General features: G+C 38.2%; 20 protein-coding genes. 9 read left to right on the top strand and 11 right to left on the bottom strand.

Features of this window, described 5'->3' with window-relative positions; translation table 11 throughout:
• Nucleotides 1–416: 416 nt before the first annotated feature.
• Nucleotides 417–1,295, top strand: a complete 879-nt coding sequence (locus tag FZC88_RS04535; protein ID WP_148994286.1) for a LysR family transcriptional regulator — start codon at nucleotides 417–419, stop codon at nucleotides 1,293–1,295.
• 76 nt (nucleotides 1,296–1,371) lie between these two features.
• On the opposite strand, the gene FZC88_RS04530 is transcribed toward FZC88_RS04535, so the two are convergent.
• Both FZC88_RS04530 and FZC88_RS04525 read right to left on the bottom strand, forming a co-directional pair.
• Complete coding sequence (locus FZC88_RS04530; protein ID WP_148993806.1) at nucleotides 1,372–2,076, bottom strand: class I SAM-dependent methyltransferase; 705 nt, start codon at nucleotides 2,074–2,076, stop codon at nucleotides 1,372–1,374.
• 369 nt (nucleotides 2,077–2,445) lie between these two features.
• The gene (locus tag FZC88_RS04525) at nucleotides 2,446–2,973 is read right to left on the bottom strand and encodes a GNAT family N-acetyltransferase (protein ID WP_148993805.1); all 528 of its coding nucleotides are present in this window, start codon (nucleotides 2,971–2,973) and stop codon (nucleotides 2,446–2,448) included.
• Between the two features lie 282 nt (nucleotides 2,974–3,255).
• On the opposite strand from FZC88_RS04525, the gene FZC88_RS04520 reads away from it, so the two are divergent.
• Together FZC88_RS04520 and FZC88_RS04515 are read left to right on the top strand one after the other, a co-directional pair.
• Nucleotides 3,256–3,813, top strand: a complete 558-nt coding sequence (locus FZC88_RS04520; RefSeq protein ID WP_148993804.1) for an MEDS domain-containing protein — start codon at nucleotides 3,256–3,258, stop codon at nucleotides 3,811–3,813.
• Between the two features lie 228 nt (nucleotides 3,814–4,041).
• Nucleotides 4,042–4,479: a hypothetical protein gene (locus tag FZC88_RS04515; protein ID WP_148969100.1), complete on the top strand. Its 438-nt coding sequence runs from the start codon at nucleotides 4,042–4,044 to the stop codon at nucleotides 4,477–4,479.
• A 92-nt stretch (nucleotides 4,480–4,571) separates the two neighbouring features.
• Here the strand turns inward: FZC88_RS04515 and FZC88_RS04510 are convergent, their stop codons facing one another.
• The 6 genes from FZC88_RS04510 to FZC88_RS24205 all read right to left on the bottom strand — a co-directional run bounded on the left by FZC88_RS04510 (nucleotide 4,572) and on the right by FZC88_RS24205 (nucleotide 8,494).
• Entirely contained in the window at nucleotides 4,572–4,946 is a 375-nt protein-coding gene (locus FZC88_RS04510) for a nucleotide excision repair endonuclease (protein WP_148993803.1), read from the bottom strand.
• A 108-nt stretch (nucleotides 4,947–5,054) separates the two neighbouring features.
• Nucleotides 5,055–5,366 (bottom strand): iron-sulfur cluster biosynthesis family protein, encoded by a 312-nt coding sequence (locus tag FZC88_RS04505; RefSeq protein ID WP_148993802.1) that lies wholly within the window; start codon nucleotides 5,364–5,366, stop codon nucleotides 5,055–5,057.
• A gap of 12 nt (nucleotides 5,367–5,378) precedes the next feature.
• Nucleotides 5,379–6,266, bottom strand: a complete 888-nt coding sequence (locus tag FZC88_RS04500) for a diacylglycerol/lipid kinase family protein (RefSeq protein WP_148993801.1) — start codon at nucleotides 6,264–6,266, stop codon at nucleotides 5,379–5,381.
• A 62-nt stretch (nucleotides 6,267–6,328) separates the two neighbouring features.
• A complete protein-coding gene (locus FZC88_RS04495; RefSeq protein WP_148993800.1) occupies nucleotides 6,329–7,174 on the bottom strand; it encodes an aminoglycoside adenylyltransferase domain-containing protein in 846 nt (281 codons plus the stop codon).
• Nucleotides 7,175–7,415: 241 nt separating this feature from the next.
• On the bottom strand, nucleotides 7,416–7,850 hold the full coding sequence (locus tag FZC88_RS24210) for a hypothetical protein (RefSeq protein WP_222928929.1): 435 nt from the start codon (nucleotides 7,848–7,850) through the stop codon (nucleotides 7,416–7,418).
• Nucleotides 7,851–7,894: 44 nt separating this feature from the next.
• A complete protein-coding gene (locus FZC88_RS24205) occupies nucleotides 7,895–8,494 on the bottom strand; it encodes a collagen-like protein (RefSeq protein ID WP_222928928.1) in 600 nt (199 codons plus the stop codon).
• A gap of 842 nt (nucleotides 8,495–9,336) precedes the next feature.
• Between FZC88_RS24205 and FZC88_RS04485 the strand changes: the two genes are divergently transcribed.
• Nucleotides 9,337–9,885 (top strand): kinase, encoded by a 549-nt coding sequence (locus FZC88_RS04485; RefSeq protein WP_148993798.1) that lies wholly within the window; start codon nucleotides 9,337–9,339, stop codon nucleotides 9,883–9,885.
• A gap of 171 nt (nucleotides 9,886–10,056) precedes the next feature.
• On the opposite strand, the gene FZC88_RS04480 is transcribed toward FZC88_RS04485, so the two are convergent.
• From FZC88_RS04480 to FZC88_RS04470, 3 genes are all read right to left on the bottom strand, one after another.
• Nucleotides 10,057–10,245, bottom strand: coding sequence for a hypothetical protein (locus FZC88_RS04480; RefSeq protein ID WP_113967738.1), 189 nt, complete (start codon nucleotides 10,243–10,245; stop codon nucleotides 10,057–10,059).
• A 160-nt stretch (nucleotides 10,246–10,405) separates the two neighbouring features.
• On the bottom strand, nucleotides 10,406–10,612 hold the full coding sequence (locus FZC88_RS04475; RefSeq protein WP_113967737.1) for a hypothetical protein: 207 nt from the start codon (nucleotides 10,610–10,612) through the stop codon (nucleotides 10,406–10,408).
• A 112-nt stretch (nucleotides 10,613–10,724) separates the two neighbouring features.
• Nucleotides 10,725–11,819, bottom strand: coding sequence for a hypothetical protein (locus tag FZC88_RS04470; protein WP_148993797.1), 1,095 nt, complete (start codon nucleotides 11,817–11,819; stop codon nucleotides 10,725–10,727).
• A gap of 162 nt (nucleotides 11,820–11,981) precedes the next feature.
• Between FZC88_RS04470 and FZC88_RS04465 the strand changes: the two genes are divergently transcribed.
• From FZC88_RS04465 to FZC88_RS04445, 5 genes are all read left to right on the top strand, one after another.
• Nucleotides 11,982–13,955, top strand: a complete 1,974-nt coding sequence (locus FZC88_RS04465; RefSeq protein WP_148993796.1) for a hypothetical protein — start codon at nucleotides 11,982–11,984, stop codon at nucleotides 13,953–13,955.
• A 92-nt stretch (nucleotides 13,956–14,047) separates the two neighbouring features.
• A complete protein-coding gene (locus FZC88_RS04460; RefSeq protein ID WP_148993795.1) occupies nucleotides 14,048–14,704 on the top strand; it encodes a PIG-L deacetylase family protein in 657 nt (218 codons plus the stop codon).
• The gene (locus FZC88_RS04455; RefSeq protein ID WP_148993794.1) at nucleotides 14,701–16,035 is read left to right on the top strand and encodes a glycosyltransferase family 4 protein; all 1,335 of its coding nucleotides are present in this window, start codon (nucleotides 14,701–14,703) and stop codon (nucleotides 16,033–16,035) included. The genes FZC88_RS04460 and FZC88_RS04455 overlap by 4 nt, the downstream gene beginning before the upstream one ends.
• The gene (locus FZC88_RS04450) at nucleotides 16,035–17,213 is read left to right on the top strand and encodes a carboxylate--amine ligase (protein WP_148994285.1); all 1,179 of its coding nucleotides are present in this window, start codon (nucleotides 16,035–16,037) and stop codon (nucleotides 17,211–17,213) included. Before FZC88_RS04455 ends, FZC88_RS04450 begins: the two co-directional genes overlap by 1 nt.
• Nucleotides 17,214–17,215: 2 nt before the next feature.
• Nucleotides 17,216–18,277: a phosphotransferase gene (locus FZC88_RS04445; protein ID WP_148969111.1), complete on the top strand. Its 1,062-nt coding sequence runs from the start codon at nucleotides 17,216–17,218 to the stop codon at nucleotides 18,275–18,277.
• Nucleotides 18,278–18,281: the final 4 nt, after the last annotated feature.

Below are 18,281 nucleotides of genomic sequence, written 5' to 3'. Positions count from 1 at the left end.
GCCCCTAGGCAAAGCCCCTCCGCTTTTCGTACTGTCCAGCTATTCCCGCAGGAGTCGAGCATCCTGCAGTGAGAATCAACTTTTTGAGCATGAATTCTTAAAGGTAAGTAGAGATTGAATTTCCTTTTATAGAAGAATTATTTCTTTCTAGTTACATAGTTTTATTGCACACCTTGAAGCTCTGTCAAGAAAATTCTGTTATAGATGGTGAAGGGAACTGCGCAGATTCCGGCGGATTTTGGGCGAGCCGAAAACCCGTTCAGCTAAGCTGAGGAGGCTCGGCCGAACGCTAGCTGCAAGCAGAGCAGATCCCCTCACCATCCAGCATAAACCGGTTGACAGAGCACTGGCAGCTTCTATTCTTGAAAACAACAATCATTGCGAAAAGAGCCATTAATAAAGATAGGGTGAAAAAAGTGGATTTGAATGTGGTGAAAACGTTTATTACGGCAGCTGAATTCAATCATTTCAGGAAAGCGGCGGAGCGATTATATATATCACAGCCGACCGTTACGGTACACATTAAACAACTTGAAAAAGAACTGGGAGTTATCCTATTTGAGAGAGAAGGAAAGAAACTCAAGCTGACAGAAGCGGGAAGGTCCTATTTACAACATGCTAAGAGATTGATCGAGATCTATGAGGAAGGAATCTATGAGCTTCAATCCTTTAGTCAGGGATACACGACAACACTAAAAATGGCAATATCTCCCTTGATTGCTGATAATATATTACCTTTTGTTTTAAAACAATATTTAGAATCTCATCCCAAGGTCGAGATTTCGGTTGAAATTATTGAATCTGCTGAAATAGAGAAGGCTGTTTTAGAGGAAAGAGTCGATATTGGACTTTCCTGCCTTCCTTGCTTTAGTCCTGAACTTGAACTGACTCTATTGTTTTCCGATAAAGTCATTTTGGTGGCTCCTCATGATGGACGGGATTTCGAATCAGCCCCACCATTGGAAGAAGAGGAGTTATTAGCATCGAATTACTTATTGACCCATAATCACCCTGCCTATTGGGATGATCTTTGTTATACAATAAAGCAATTCTATCCAAAAACCAGGATGATGAGGGTTTCACAAACACATATTACGAAACGATTCATCTCAGAAGGCCTTGGCGTTTCCTATCTTCCCTCGACTACAGTCAGGAGAGAGCTGCTGGAAGGAAGACTCTTAGAGGTTGAAACAAAAGCTTTTCCCATGCCGGAAGCAAAAACCTTTGCCATTACAAAGTATCAACATAAAGTACAAAATGAATTTTTGCGTTTCTTGTCTCGATTCAGGGTGTGAAAAAGGGATGACAAATCACTAATTAGTGATCATGTCATCCCTTTTTTAGTTAATTTTAGCAGCTCCATTCTTTTGATTACCTCTTTTGGAAAAGACCAGTCAATAAGTCTGATGCGCCAAATAGGTTATCAGAATCAACTTTATCGATCATCTTTCTAATTTCTATAGCTTCTAATGAACGGAATACATTCTTTAATCTTTCCTTTGTATAACCTAGTCCACCCATAAGTGAGCCTGTTCTATATACTTCCCAATCGGATATATCAGAACCTCCTAACCTTCCGCCCTGAAGAAAACAAGTGATACCGAAATATCCCTCATCCTTTAATGAATTGGCTATAATATCTATGTAACTCATTCTTCGATGAGGTGCAATATGATGAAAACAACCTGAATCGTAAATGAAATCATATTGCACCTGTTCACTAGTGAAGTCGAAAATATTTTGGTGTAAAAAGTTGATGGTAAGATTCCTTTCATCTGCACGTTCCTTTGCCCAATCGAGGGACGTTTTTGATAAATCAACTGCATCTACCTCAAAGCCCTGTTCCGCTAAATAAATCGAGTTTCTGCCTGGCCCACAACCGAGTTCCAGTACTTTTCCAGCCGGAATCCTTCCCGTTTCCACATATGATACTAAATTTTCGTCAGGTGCATTCACAAATATTGGTACTGATTTGTCACGATCAGAAAAAAATTCATCCCAAAAGTGAGTAGGTTCCCTTAAAAATGAATCCAGCATCTCCAGTAAATCTTCATAATTATGAATGTTTTCTTGCATGTGGTTCCCCCCTTTTTTAAGCTAATTTTATTTTACTTGATTACAAAAAAAGAAAGGTTACCACGATTTTACAAATGTGTATTTTTGTATGAAGCTGGATGGTTAAAGCGATGCTTATTATGCTCCCAGAAATAATCGTGTTGGTTTAGAATATCCTCAAAGCCGCTTTTAATAGGGAGGTTATACAAAATTATTCAGACCCAATCTTGCCTTAATACAAACCCATTAGCGTGGGTGGTGCCAATAGATGATAAAGATTGAACATTACATTTATTACAGAAATGTATCAGAAAATGGAAGGTTAAGGAAGTTATTTTGACTTCTTCTCTTTTCAAATCTTGTAATTTAAGTTCATCTATTTTTTCAAGTTCATTCTCCTAAATACTTCTCCATCCTGATATCAGACCACATACAATTTTTCCAATAAGTAAAGTCAGCAATTCTAGCGATTTCTTGATATCCCAACTGTTGATAAAGCTTATATGCCCGGGTATTAAACTCAAATACACCCAATTCAATTCTTGTTAGACCTTGCTTTTTTATCTCTTCTTCCAAATATTGGATAGCCTTGAAACCTATCCCCTTTCCACGTCCACCCTCTTCACCTATTGTAATTCCTATCCAAGCAGTTCCGGGTGCTCTTTTGTGAAGATGGCTTGGGTCGACCATGTAATTCATTTCTCCCACAAGCTTGTCATCTATATAAATAAGATAAAAATGATGGGTGTCTAAACGGTTTTTGAACTCTTCTAAAGTTATTTGCCACTGTTGTTCCAGTTCCTCCTTGTTTTTATTGGGGCGAATTAATGGAACTAAGTCTGGATTGTTTTCCCAGCGATTCATGGCATCTACAATGACAGGAGTTGGTTCGATTACCTTGGTAAAATGAAAAGTCATTATTTTCCCTTTCTATTCTCAATTATTTTAACCACTTGAATTAATAGTATCATTTATAAAACAATTCATTCCAATAACTTTTTTCTATCGATCAACTGTATCTCTTGAAATTATAATTAATCAATTAATTATTTTCAGAAATTTCAAACTTCTATACAATCAAGTAACAAAATGTGTATGGAATGACAAATAATTGTGTTATGATTTATATAATCCAACTTCTGAAGGCTCATGCATCTCAGCCATAGAAGTTCTGGTTCCTAATGGATGTGAGGTGAGGTAATGGAAGCGTTAAATGAAGTGAAATTAGTAACGTTACACAAAGGCCATGTCTTTTATCAATTTCAGTCAGAAGAAACCTATCTTAGCAACCTTATGCTATTTATTCGCTCTGGATTGGAGAATAACCAGCATATCCTGGTTATAGAAAGCATGAGAAATATCTCCAAGGTCAGAAATAGAATGAAAAGGATATTGAATGAGGAGCAACAATCTTCCATTTATTTAGTTGATAACTTTGATTACTATTTTTTTAATGGTGACTTTAATACTGAAAATATACTTAAGCATTTCCAGAAAGACATTTCCATCATAAAGAAGCAGAATCCTTCCATCAGAACCTGGGCCCATGTCGAGTGGACATCCAGTGAACCAGATGCAACCATTCTCAACGAATTTGAATCAACTTCAGATGATTACGTTATACAGGAAGGCTTGCTATCTGTCTGTGCATATTCTAAAAACAGTTTATCTCCTGTTTTGAAAGAAACACTTGAGAAAGTTCATAACTATGTGATGACAGATGAAGAGCTTTGTTTATCAATGATGTACGGGAAATGAAAATATCCTATTTGAGAAGATTCGTTTTTTACGAGTCTTCTTATTTATTTAGAAAGAAAAAACGAGTATAAACCCACTTGGGCACATATTCGTCTCAACTACTCCTTTTCCTGACCTTCTTCCTTTGAAAGGTTAATTCTCTGCGGTTAACTACCTGTTCTATTGAAGCCCAACCTCCAATATGTATAACTATGACCATATATAGGCATATACCAAGGGGGTACTTCTGTGAACGGAACCATCAATCCCATTAAGCTGAACGAAGTCATTACGTATGAAGATCTATTTCACGAAGCTTTTAAGGGGACACCATTAAAAGCAGGACGTGTGGAATTAATAATGTACTGGATAAAGCCCGGGAAGTCATTTATTACGTATGACATCCATGATCGAGATAAGAAGTTTGTGAATATAGAAGATGCTCCTTCCCCTCCTTCGATCCATCGGGAAGAGATTAGTTTTCGGACGATTTTTGATTTAAATCAGTCAGTGGATATTGAGATTGCCGGAGTGAAAAGACCTTCAGTCATAGTAACAATCAACATCGCTTGGTCGGATGATGGATGTGTAGTGTCTTATGGAGTGACGGATCGGACTAATACGACATATTATGGAGTTCGAGAAGAGTTGTTGGTAAGATGGAATCCAGAGTTTGTGATTAGGTGAAAAACATGAAAGACGTATACTACATGATGAAATCCATTTTTAACCCAAAAGGAACCAGCGTCTATTTTTTGTGACACTGGTTCCTTTTTATATTATTTATAGAAAACTTTGTCTACGTTATATTTCGATTGGGATTTGTTGATGATATACGTTTCGTAAATTTCACGATCCATCGCATCTTCAACAATGGCAACATCGATTCGATAGATTTCGCCTCTGTGGTTACGTAGTGGTGATACGGCATCTTCAAGATGTTTCTTGACTCTTTGTCTTAGTTTACGTGCTTTCCCAACGAAGAGAAGTTCGTCGTTGATGTTGTAAAATAAGATGATGCCACCCTTGTCTCTTGGGATTTCGTGAAGATCGATGAACCCTTGGATACTTTTGATCTTCGGTTCTTCTGAGTCTCTAGGTTGTCTGCGTTCCGTTATGGAAATATCCGCTTGTGGGATTTCAATTTTTATCATGAATGTCACGTCCTTTGTTTGCTGTAAGAAGTAATGTTAACACATAAAGTATATAATTACTATACAACGCAGCACTTACCATTAAAAAAAGAAAGTCCCGTCTCCTTCTTACACGTACCTGAGTCCAATTCGATTATTAAACGTCTGATTTTTATTTTTAAACACAAAGAAATTATTTTTATAGTCAATCGTGAGTTCGTGTCCATAGGTATCTTCGAAGTCGCCGTCAACAATGAAGTACAAATCATCGGATTGGATAATTTTCTCTGTTGAATCAGGTTCTCTATTTTCTACTAGCTTTATTTCATAGAGATTGTTCACTATATCGCAGCTTCCGCGGTCAAGTGATAGCTGAATGATTTTGCCATCAGGGATTTCGTATAGTTTTTCTTTTGCAGACTCGGTAATTTCTAATTTCATTGTTCGTTCCTCCTATTCTGTAGGTGGTACAAGTATGTCCAGATGCTGCTTGAGGTTTTCTATTGTAATTGGCAGCTTGTCCCCCTCGTCCCCATCAACATTGGCAATCATCTTATATGACGATGACGCTTCCAGGTTTGTGACTTTCATATAATGGACATGTTCACTTTCTGCCAGTTCTCCTGAAAGGATTTTTGGAAGGAGCAATAAAAAATGAGGAAGGGCTACGTCTTTGATGATAAAGACATGGAGCTTACCGTCATTTACTTTGGCCTCGGGTGCAATGGTTTCCATACCTCCGACAGAGTTTGTCAGGGCAACAAGCATAAGAAGCGCGTCCCCTTCCCAGTCATGAGCGGAATGGACCTTAAGCTCAAACGGCTGCTTCTCTTTCATTTTCTTCATTCCCTCGATTATATATGCAAGTGGACCAAGCCTAGACTTCTGTTCGACGGGGGTTGAGAACGATGCTTCTGCCAACGCGCCTACTGCGACGATATTGATGAAGTATCGGTCATTGATTTTTCCTACATCTGTCCTCTGCACATGTTTATGCCTGAATATGTCAATGGCCTCTTCAGGTTTCAAAGGAATATTTAAAGCTCGTGCGAAATCATTTACAGTTCCGAGTGGGATCAGACCAACTTGAGGACGGTGATACTGCTCAGCTATTCCGTTAATCGCTTCATTGATTGTTCCGTCCCCTCCCATCACTGCGACGAAATCAAATTTTCGCTCACATGCTTCCCTGGCGAAATCCATGGCATCTCCTTCCCCTTCTGTAATGCGCAATTCCGTTTTATACCCCATCGTTGTCATGGTCTCAAGAGCATGTTCACTATAATCCTGCCCTTTTTCCTTCCCAGAAGAGGGGTTAACGATAAGCATGGCTTGTTTCACAGCGTTATCCTCCTTTTAAGTATGTATACGATATCTTTACCCTGATTTAGGGAATTGGAACCTTATGTATGATTAATATTAGCAGGAAAGAACATATCATTACAATTAGAAATTAAATACTTTGCAAACCCAAGGGTATGTTTAATCCGTTCTTCTTCTGTGTTAAAGAGACTCACTCTCAAACCATCACGAATATTCATGGCCTCCCTTATAATGTTGTGCCATTCATCCTGAAGATGTTGCAGTCCATATTCTCCAGCTTCCTGCTTGGAGGTAATTCCAGATTCTCTTAATGTATAGTATTGACGAAGCAAACCAAGGACGGACCATTCTATCTCATTATCAATGATTTCAGTCGGATATTTCATAATGTCCTCGATTGAATTTTCCATCCCACGGGTTCTTCCCGCCCAATACGAATTCATATTGGAAAGAACATAAGAGCTTAATTGGTGTAAAGAAATAGTTACATCAAAAGAAGCCGTGTCAGGTCCCATAAAGCTAATCCCCTTATGCTTAATCAAATACCAAGTGATTGGGTTGAAATTAAAATATTCGCCAAAATATAATTCACCATTATTGTAATATGCATTTTCTTGATACTCGTTTGTTTCGCTTGTGCTAAGTTTCCCTATCTCCCCTTGAATGATATAAACTCCATCCATTTCCGGCTTAGGGTATTGTAACGCTAATTCTTTATGTATAAGATATAAACTCTCAGCATCTTCAGGTGTCATTCGGCGGCTGGTAACTGCGATAAAGTCGATATCACTGGAATTATTCACATACGCATCCAACGAGATGGAACCGTGTAAATACAACCCTTCCATCGTATTTGGCAAGTATTTGTTAAATAAAATCAGGTAGTCATTTAATACTGCTTGGACAACCCTTGGTAATCTGGCCATTGAATTTCCTCCTTTTTAAAATACTAATTATACGATGTCCTCATTATTATCCATCTCTAATTTATGCTTATAGTATCAATAACATTGAGAGATCACTCAGTAAATATATTAACATTTAATTCCATAAATGTGGGAGGTTAATGAAGAATTGGAAAATAGCAGTGAGGTAATTGGAACAGTATAAAAAAACGCTGACCTCCGCATGTCCGGTCAGCGCCCTCCAGATAGTTAATTCCTACTATTAATTTAGCTTTAACATTGTTAATCCTGCACTATTAGTTGGAGTATTGTCCACATTACCAATGAGGTTATCTGTCGTATGCCCAATATTTCTAAGTTCTACTTTTCCTCCTGCTGGTATAGGAACAATCGCTTCTCCATTAACTTGAAAAATGGAATCGAGGGTCACAGGTGCACTTGTGAAGATGCCTAGTTGGTTACCATACCTGCTGGATGCAACTATTGAACCATTCACGAATAATGCGTATGCTCCTCCTCTACTAAATCCTGTTTTACCACTAGTAAATACAACGTTATAGTTAATTTTGTAGTCTCCTTCATTTACTACGATTATCGAAGTTCCCAAGTGAATAAAGTCCCCAGCAGAACTAATGCCAGTATGGTTAAAGGAAACAGGTTGGTCAGGTATTATAAGATCTCCACCAATTCTATACACATTACAGTACTTACTATTGCATGTACATTCCCCTCGAGGACCTGTTACACCCTGTATTCCACGCTCTCCTGGAGGGCCCGATTCCCCTTGAGGTCCTTGTTCGCCTTGAAGGCCTTGTTCCCCTCGAGGCCCTTGCTCGCCTTGAGGTCCTTGTTCCCCTTGAAGCCCTTGTTCGCCTCGAGGCCCTTGTTCCCCTTGGGGTCCTTGTTCGCCTCGAGGCCCTTGCTCCCCTTGAAGCCCTTGCTCCCCTTGAAGCCCTTGCTCCCCTTGAAGCCCTTGTTCCCCTTGAGGCCCTTGTTCCCCTTGAAGCCCTTGTTCCCCTTGAAGCCCTTGTTCCCCTTGAGGCCCTTGTTCGCCTCGAGGCCCTTGTTCGCCTTGAAGCCCTTGTTCCCCTTGRGGTCCTTGTTCGCCTCGAGGCCCTTGTTCGCCTTGAAGCCCTTGTTCGCCTTGAAGCCCTTGTTCGCCTCGAGGCCCTTGTTCCCCTTGAAGCCCTTGTTCGCCTCGAGGCCCTTGTTCGCCTTGAAGCCCTTGTTCGCCTCGAGGCCCTTGTTCCCCTTGAAGCCCTTGTTCGCCTTGAAGCCCTTGTTCGCCTTGAAGCCCTTGTTCGCCTCGAGGTCCTTGTTCGCCTTGAAGCCTTTGTTCACCTTGAATTACTTGGACATCCTGGGGTTCTAACTCTTCTTGAGGTACTCGCTTTCCTCGTTTTTTGCTTTTCTCGCTTTTTTTCTTACACACTTTATGCTTGTCTTCCTTATCATGACCTCTTTTAGATCCCAATTTACTCACCTACTTTTCATATATCAATATTTTAATCCTATTAATCAAATGATGAATAACTAAACAGAATTACTATAGTTTATGAAAGATATGAATAGTACGTGTAGACAAACATCCTGTGGTTCTATAAATAAACGATAGTCTATTATATTGGAAGAATACTATAATATGGCAGCCTCTGCTGAGAAAGCGTCAGGCTATAGGATGAGCCAGCTTTTGATATATCAATACTAAAGAGATTATTTCATTCCTTCGGTTTTATTGTTCATTAATAGAGAAAGAGAATAGGCTTACTATTAACAACTTCCTTTTTTCATTATCTTTAGTTTTTCTTTGAGTTACTGGAAATGCTGCTTCCCTTTGGTCCAATTTCTTGATGGAATTTCATGCCATGATTATCAGAAGTAGCTTTTGCTCCTTTTCATCCTGCTTCTTCGTAACTCATTTATTTTGCTGTTGGCACAGTTGCTACTACCCATAATAATTCCTCCTTTAATTCATACGATTAAATTTATGAAGTTTTTATATCAAGCGCACTCTGATTGATTGAACCCCTGGATCGTATGTTACTAAACAACACACTTTGCTAAGAAGCATTATTTTAATCCAAGTTCTAAGAAATTTCAGCATTTTGCTCGGTTACGAAACTGAATCTATTTCCATACAATATAAAAAAGTGAAAGTCTACCATGTAAAGGAGTGATGATCAATGGAGAACTTTTTTAACGGAAAAATTTCAAAGAAAGACCTGGAAGCCTTTGAAATGATTGGTGATGGGAAAGATGGGGAAATCTATAAGGTAGCTGAGGACAAAGTTGTTAAGTACTTCTTTAAGGAAGAAACACATCAACGGGAACTAGAAGCGATGAAGATAGGTCAGACATCGGCCATTATGCCTCGTCTTTATGAATTTGGTGATAATTACATTGTCATGGAGTTTGTACAAGGAATATCCCTTGCCCGTCATATGAAACGACACGGCTATATTGATGGAGAAATGACTAAAAAAATATTATTCGTCTTAGAAGAATTTAAACGATTAGGCTTTACTCGATGGGATACGGAGGTTCGCCATATGTTAATGGATGAAAATGGTGAATTCAAAGTGATTGATCACAAGCGAGCATTTACATCCGACTCACCTGTTCCAACGAAGTTGTTAAAAGGAATGAAGAAATTTGGTTTAACAGGCGCATTCCTGGAAAATGTAAAGAATTTAAATCCTGAGCTCCATGATGCTTGGAAGAAACATAAGTAGTTCCATATGATGAAGTTCCTCACTAAAATATCATAGATACAAGAACGTTCTTTCCTTTAATCAATAAGGAAAGAATGTTTTATTAATAAGTTTTAGGACAAGCACCTTGAATCAAAAAAAGGATAGTACTCCCAAATAAAGTACTATCCCTGGAATTTTTATCAAAAATGATTATACTTTTTTCACCGTTACCCTATCCAGGTGAGTAAATAAAACGTCACCATTACCATTGGACCATACTAAATAGTGATCTTCAGCTTTTATAAATGTTCCGTCACAGTCTATTTTTTCTGCTCCTGAAATAACCTCGATTTTGTCACCAAGCTTGAGTACTTTATTAAGTTTATCGGAAAATCCCATAATGCCTCCTCCTTTCTCTTTTAACATTCAACAGTCTATATATTTATATTAAAATACACGAAAAATGATAGGGCTTTTACCTATCATTTTCATTTTTCCTTCAAAAGAAAAAATGACTGGATTGCGTCCAGTCATTTTCTTCGTTTCTAAATAATGTTAACTAAACTTTACGAACTGTAACATTATTTAAGTTAGACGTGTTCATATGGCCGTTATCATCAGCCCATACAACGAAGTTATCGCTTGCGTAAACGTATGAACCCTCTTCGATTTCTTCGTCACCAGATAGGACCTCGATTTTATCACCTAAAGATAAAATTTTATTAAGAAAATCAGCCATATTACCATCTTTGAACAAATTAGACATTATGTTTCCTCCTTTCGGTGTTTACTCTATTTTTATGCTGAACCGTTAAATGCGTAAAGGCAGATAACTAGATTTCATAAAAATATTTCGAATTAGTCTTTTACTAGATTAATTATTCTTTATCATTCTCAAGGGGTGAGTTGGTTAGTGAATGTTCCAAGGTATCTTCTGAAGGGCTTTCCTCTATACTGAATAGGGTCTCCTCTTGGCTTTCGAACTCTTCTACCAGTGAAGAAGCCTGACTCTCCTCTTGGATATCGATGGCCAGTTCCACCTCTAATACCTCTTGTGAGTCACTTTCGTTTTCTGCTTTCTCTTCATTGCCTGCATCTGACTCTTTTTCCTCAGAATGATCTTCATCTGTTTCCAATGGTGGAGTGTACTCCTCTTCTTCCTCATCTGAATCGTTCGAGTAATCTTCAACGAGCAAATTGATTAACCCTACTTTTTCATCAACTGAATCGGGATCGTAGTCTTCTCCTTCATCACCAGAGGAATCAACAATTTCTACAGTGATACTCTCATTTTCAATTGTTTCATTGTCCTCGTGTATGTGTTGAAGATTTAGACTCTCCTGGGACATTCCCTCAGTCTCATGTTCTTCTTTCTCAAGCTTTACGAAGTTCAGCAGTTCTTCATTAACGTCGGACTGTTTATTCTTTTCAGCCTTTTTCCGAGGACCTTGTTCTTTCTTTTCCGATTTGCCTTTTTTCTTCTTCTCGATCTGGTTATCACCTTTATGTTTAGGCTCATTTTTGTTTTTGTCATAGTGCTTCCGGTTTTTCTTTCTCTTGGAGCCAATTTTTCTTACACTGATCGGACCGCATAAATCTGTGAAATTGACATTTGCATTATAATCCATCCAAATGAGGATATTGTCGAATGCTGCTACGAATGTCCCGCCGCTGTCAATCATTTCATCCTCAAAGAAAACTTCAAGATGATCTCCAAGTTGGAACATTGAATTTAACACGCCTTCAACGGATTTACACGGGAGGTCGTCAAGATCCTGATTTGAACAATGCTCTTCATGTTCGTGTGTACAGTTCTCATCTGTTTCTGGAAGATCTTGATTGCCTGGTTCTTCTTTTTCCCCGGCGCCTTCTGAGCATAACTCTTCTTGCTCATCGGGGTCCCCCTCACAATGCTCTTCATCGTCATGATGATCGGAATATTTTCTAGTGTAATCATCATAATCTTCTACCATAGGTTTTCCACTCCTTTACAATTTGTCTACAATTCATAATCAATATATGTATGTAAAAAAGGAATGTATAGCCTATTTTTATCGTATTAACCCAAATTCCGCTCACTCTAACCCGGCTTTTGAATAGGTTATTAATAGATACAGAGACGTGGAGTGAAGCACATGCCCAATTGTTATCTTTTTATTAATGAATATATATTGCCAAGGATCTTTTCCTCCTGTTATTACGATGACTTTATGGTACCTTGTCACAATCAATCCATCTTTGTGAGCTACCAAAAACCCAAAAAAGAATCTGTTACTTTTCCCGTAGTAGAACAGATGCAAGATGCTCCTTTTCTAAATCAAACTCATGTATCTCAAATCATTCACAGTATGATGAGCAGCTTGAACGAAACTAATACTCACCATCAATCGACTGAGCGACCTTCTTTCGACATCACTCTGACAACAGAAGATCAACCCAGCATAGTACTTTCTCGAGTATCTAAGCCAAAACTCCGTAAAAGACGTGGCAAATGTCCGCGCTTACTGTCCCGAGAGGTGCGACCATTCGAAAGATTTAATTATATCGATCCCAACAACAGTATTCCCCAATTAAAATATCAAGCAAGCGCACCAACCCTACAACCCTTACAAAAAAATAATCCATCGTACAGTAAATGTGACAATGAAGAATGTAAAGAAGAGTTTATCGAAATCAAGCACGAGCAGGAGAAAGTATTAAGAAAAGAGACTAGGAAAGACATTCATCAAAATGATCAAAATACCTATATAAAAAGTCAGGTTGATGAACCAGTTAGTGATATTGTTTCTAATGAGGAAAAACCACATGACATAAAAAAGCACGAAATGAAATCTATGCGTCCCTCACACTTATTAGAATCAGATGTTACGAAACAAACTTACTCTGCCGGCTCGTTTATTGAAGATGGTATTCATGACATGAGTTTGAAAGCAGCAGAAAAAATGAAAGCAGTTTTACATGATGACCTTCTGGAAGATAAAAATGATGAGCAGCTTCATACCAGCTTAAATGAAGCTGATAAAGATTTTTCTAACCAATCATCATTTACAATGGATACTGACACTCTACAACCCGGGAATTCGTATGATGAAACAACCCCATACACATCAAGATTCGATAACAAATCGAATAAAAACGTAAACGAAGATAGTAATATAAAATCTTCTACCGAAAACAACATACCAGTCTCGATTCCTTCAGCGAAAAATGTCAAGTATAGACTAAATCGCACTTGCGTCAGGGCTATGAAAATCGTTAGTGAACATAAGATGGTTGCTGCTGAATTCAACTTCGAGATCCTTAGCTCAAGCCCTCCTCGTAAAGAAATGAAATACAAACTAAATCGCACTGAATTAAGAACAAAAAAGATCGTTGATGAATATGAGAAAAGTGCTGATGAAAACTTAAACTCGAGCTTACCAGCTAAAGAAGGAAATAATAAAGACAATCGCGGAGATCACTCATCTTTAGAATCCGCAAGTGATGAATCAAATTCCCCTGCACCTACTGCAGAAACTCACTTTGATATCTTACACTCTGCTTCATCTGTCAAAGAAGTCAAAAAGGACGTCAAGCCAACAGACTTTTCACCTGTGAAAATGAAAAAAAACGAAACAAAATCTACTCCATCTATTAAAAAAGTTCAATCTGATATCTTAAGTTCCAAGTCACCAGGGAATGAAGTGAAATACAAACTAAATCGCACTAATAACCAAGTAGAATACAGGAATCACAAACAAAAAAACATCGTAAAAGATGAAGTTAAAACTACTATAGAGCAGGATTTCGATATCTTACACAACAACAACCCAATTAAAGAATCAAAATTACAATCATTCCACCAGAAAACTAATGAAAAGGTTAGTAAGCCAGTCTCACCTTCTTCTCATGTCAAGGATAAAAACGACTTCCATACCACGATTTTGAATAAATATTTCACACTTGGTGACAAAATCAATGTATATGCGGGAAGTAAACTACTTGATCAGCAAGGAACATTTTTAACAGCCGGACCAGATTTCTTCATATGGATTGATGGTGATGGATATGTACGATTACAAATTATCAGCGGTGGAATTAGTATCGGTCAAACAAAAAAGAAAAAATAAGAAACAGACATTAGCCCTGTGCTGGTGTCTGTTTCGACAATATAGAAGGATACATATAGTAATGTAATAGAGATTAAAATGGGGTGAAGGGAATGAAAGAAACTGTATTGGTCATAGCAGCACATCCAGATGATGAACTACTTGGGACAGCTGGAACGCTAAAGAGGTTAGTGGATCAAGGAAATAGAGTCGTCTCGATCATTACAGCAAACGGAAGAAAAGAAGAGGCCCATCACATTCAACAGCTTGCCCGGAAAGCAAACAAAGAGATTGGGATTAAAGAAGTTATTTTTCTGGAGCATCCGAACCTGGAATTAGAAATGATGCCTCTTCATCTATTTACCAAGGAAATTGAAAAATTAATCGATATCTATCAGCCTACTAAGATTTTTACCCATCATTACGGCGATTTGAATATCGATCACCAAATTACGTTTCAAGCCGTATTAACAGCAGTGCGTCCTCTACCAAATAGACAGTCGATTGAATTGATCACATTTGAAACGGTATCCTCAAGTGAATGGAATACCCATACAAATGATAAGCAATTTAAACCGAATTATTATGTGAACATTTCATCCGAGATTGTTCAAAAAATTGCTTCCTTAAAACATTATGAAGTGGAAATGCGAGAGTTTCCACATCCGCGTTCCTATGAAGGTGTCAAAAATTTAGCAAGTGTCCGAGGCATGACGATTGGGGTACCGTATGCTGAAGCATTTGAAGTTATAAGGAGGGTCTGGAAATGAAAGAACTATTTTTTCCTTATCCTTACCTTGTTTCTGCTCTCGATAATTATTATGGAGTAAAGTCAAAACCCATAACGGCAAAAATAAAGGATAAGGGTAAAGATTCTAAACGAAAAAAAGAACGGAAAAAGAAATTAAAGTCGAAAAAGAAAAAAAGTAAACCTGGCAGTAAGAAACTGTCCATTTTGATAGCGACTTTTTGGGACTATCCTCATACAGGTGGTCTTTCAAATTACATTACTACTCTAAGAGAAGGATTGAGGTCTTTAGGTCACAAAGTGGATGTCATTGCTCCGAATCAGTTTTCACAAGTGAATGTAGAAAAGCTGCGTGAGGTGATCGTCCCTGAATTAAAGACTTTTTTTGAGCAACGATACGGTTCATACACAAGTAAAATCATACAAAGTTGTCGTTTGCTCTACATCTATGAACAGATGATGAAATCTGTAAAATTGGAAAAATACGATATACTTCACGCTCAGGATTTATTCACAGCCAATATCTTAGGGAGATTCAATGAAGATTTAGGTAAACCTCTTCTTTTCACCCCACATGGAATGTTCACCTTTAGCAGGGTCAAATTTAACCGAATTGAAAAAGGGTCTGTAGAAGAAGTGTATTACAAAGAGATTGAGAAAAAAGCGATTGAATACGCGACCCATATGGTCATTTTAAGTGACTCTTTCCGTGATCCATTAAGTTCACTGGGAGCGAAACCTGTAAAACTGACAACCGTTAATACAGGAGTTGATTTTAAAACCATTGAACGTGGTAAAACGAGTGGGAAAATTGTGATTTCATGCATCGCAAGACTTGGACCTAGAAAAGGACATTCGGATTTATTTAATGCCCTTTCCCGAATTAATGGAACAAGTTCTCAGGTTGAGGTGCAAATTGTCGGGGATGGGGAAATGCGTGAAGCGCTTGAAACTCAAGTCAAATCATTGAGACTACCAAACGTTCGATTCTTAGGTAAACGCGATGATGTCCCTACCATATTAAGTAAAACGGATATATTTGTTCTTCCAACCATAAATGACAACCTTCCCATTTCCATTATTGAAGCCATGCATAGCGGTGCAGCGATCCTAACAACTAATTGCGGTGGTATTACGGAAATTGTTCATCATAATGAAACGGGAATCATTGTTGAGCCAGGCAATGTCAGCCAGTTAACAACTCAACTAAAACATTTGATCGGAAATGAAGCATTGCGAAAGAAATTGGGCGCAAATGCGTATCGATATGCCAAAAATCATCTCACTCGGGAAGCCATGGTTGGCAAGATTGAAGGGATTTACCAAAATCTAATAGATTCGGGGGATGAATGATGTTGTCATCACATCCAGCTGTTGTCCTCGATTTAAGCGCTAATGGAGTTGGCATCATCCATGCCCTCTCCCGAAAAGGAATTGATGTATATGCATTTGATACAGAAGGTCCCTATTCAAAGGGAAAATCAAGACTTGCAACATGTGGGGTATGTCCAAGCCCCTTAAACCAAGAAGCAGAGCTGCTTTCTTTTTTAAAAGGAATGGCGGTGAATCTTGGTATGAAGCCTGTGCTTTACGCAGGTGCAGATGATTATGTTGTCTTCATCTCAAAATACAGGAACGAATTATCCCAGTACTACTTGTTTTTATATCCTGATCACTCATTAATTATGGATTTATTAGATAAAAAGAAAACCTATGAATTAGCATTGGAATATAATGTTCCAACAGCCAAAACCTTTTTTGTGGAAAATGAAGAGCAGCTTGATGAGGCGATTACTCAATTAGATTTCCCCTGTATTTTAAAGCCTGTGTTCGGACATGAATTCAGAAAACATGTAAATAAGAAAGCCATTCATATTCAAGACGCAATCCAATTAAAGAAAATCTATCCTGTTTATCGCAAGTTCGGTGAGCTTATTATTCAGGAAATCATTCCTGGAGACAACCAATGCTTTTATAAAGTTGCCACATTTTTCGATGATGAAATGGAATTACTTGCCCTTTTCACTCTCCAAAAAAACCACCAATTCCCTGCACAATTCGGAACGGGAGCACATATCGTGAGCAAACGAATACCTGATCTGGTCGATGTTGGTGTTCCACTATTGAAAGAGTTGGGACTAAAAGGAGTAAGTATGATCGAATATAAAAAAGATCCACGGGATGGGCAATATAAGCTCATTGAAATCAATCCCAGGTTCTGGCTGACCCATAGTTTAACCGGTCCCTCCGGAGTTGATTTCACCCTTCAATATTACCTGTATCTTACAGGCCAACACCCATCTCCAAAATTGCAGCAAATTGACGGGGTTCAATGGATTTACCTGGTACGGTACTTCCTTACCTTTCTTGAAAAAAGAAGATATGGGGAAATGAGTTTAAAAGATTTCTTTTATGGACTCAGAGGAAAAAAGGTATTCGCCCTTCTTGCCTTTGATGACCCTATGCCCTTTATCAGGAGTACCCTGTCTCACCTGCGGAATGCGTGGAAAAGAAAACGAAGGAGTGATTGAATATGTACACACCACAAGAACTGAATTCTATGTTTCAAAAACACTCAATTGAAGAAAAACTCTCCACATCCCTTGGGAATAAAGTAGGCATCATTACTACATCAATACAAAACCTTAAATCAACTAAGAGAAGCAGCATTTATCAGCTTCAGTTACAAACACACACAGACACCTTCCCTATCATTTTTAAAATCTACCATTCTACCAAATACAAAAATGAAGTCGAGATTAATGTCTACAGTCATGCTTACCCTTTTTTAAAAGAGTTTCTTCCTGAAATCTACTTAATTGTGAAACATGGAAGTGATACGTGGGTGTTCATGGAGTTTGTCCGTCAAATTCGTGGACAGCTGACCTTTACACCCAAACATTTTGATTATATTATCCCAACCCTTGCAAAACTTCACGCCCACACGTACGAAGAAAATTTCAAGAAAGAAAAAAACACTTTTCAAAATTGGTTTCCCATTTACAACTCGGCAAAAATGAAAGACGACAGGGAAAAATTCATTTCTAATACAATGACATTTCTAGACAATGCCAAGAAGGATAAAAATTTGAAGGACATCATCAAACCACATTATAAATCACTAAAAAACTTATACAGTAAAGGTCCTGACTTCTTTCCCGAACTATTGGCAAGCGGCTCCTCCATTACTCATGGAGATCTTCATATGCAGAATATCTGTTCTAAAGATGTCAGCAAAAATGAACCCTGGGCGATTCAATTCATCGATTGGGAATCAGCCAAGTATTCCCCTACATGGTTTGATATGATTGTCCTCGTAGAAATTTTACTAGGTTTTCGGAAGGATTGGCAAAGCAATGCGGAAGAAATTCGTACCCATGCAGTCGACGTGTACACGAATGAAATGAAGAAATATGGGATCGAGTTTAAAACCAAACCGATTCACCTGTACAAAATGGCGTACCTTCAACGAACCCTCGAAAAAGGATTACACACTCAGCTGAGAAGGATCTTTGACAACCGCGGAGGTGAGCTTCTTCCCTACCATTTAGAAAAAATATCAACCTGGGGAAGTGAACTGGGAATCTATAAATAGACAC

The sequence above is a fragment of the Rossellomorea aquimaris genome, from assembly GCF_008180865.1.
In the GTDB taxonomy this organism is placed as follows: Bacteria; Bacillota; Bacilli; order Bacillales; family Bacillaceae_B; genus Rossellomorea; species Rossellomorea yichunensis.
The sequence above is the reverse complement of the archived record's forward strand: the minus strand, read 5'-3'. Positions and strand labels throughout refer to the sequence as shown.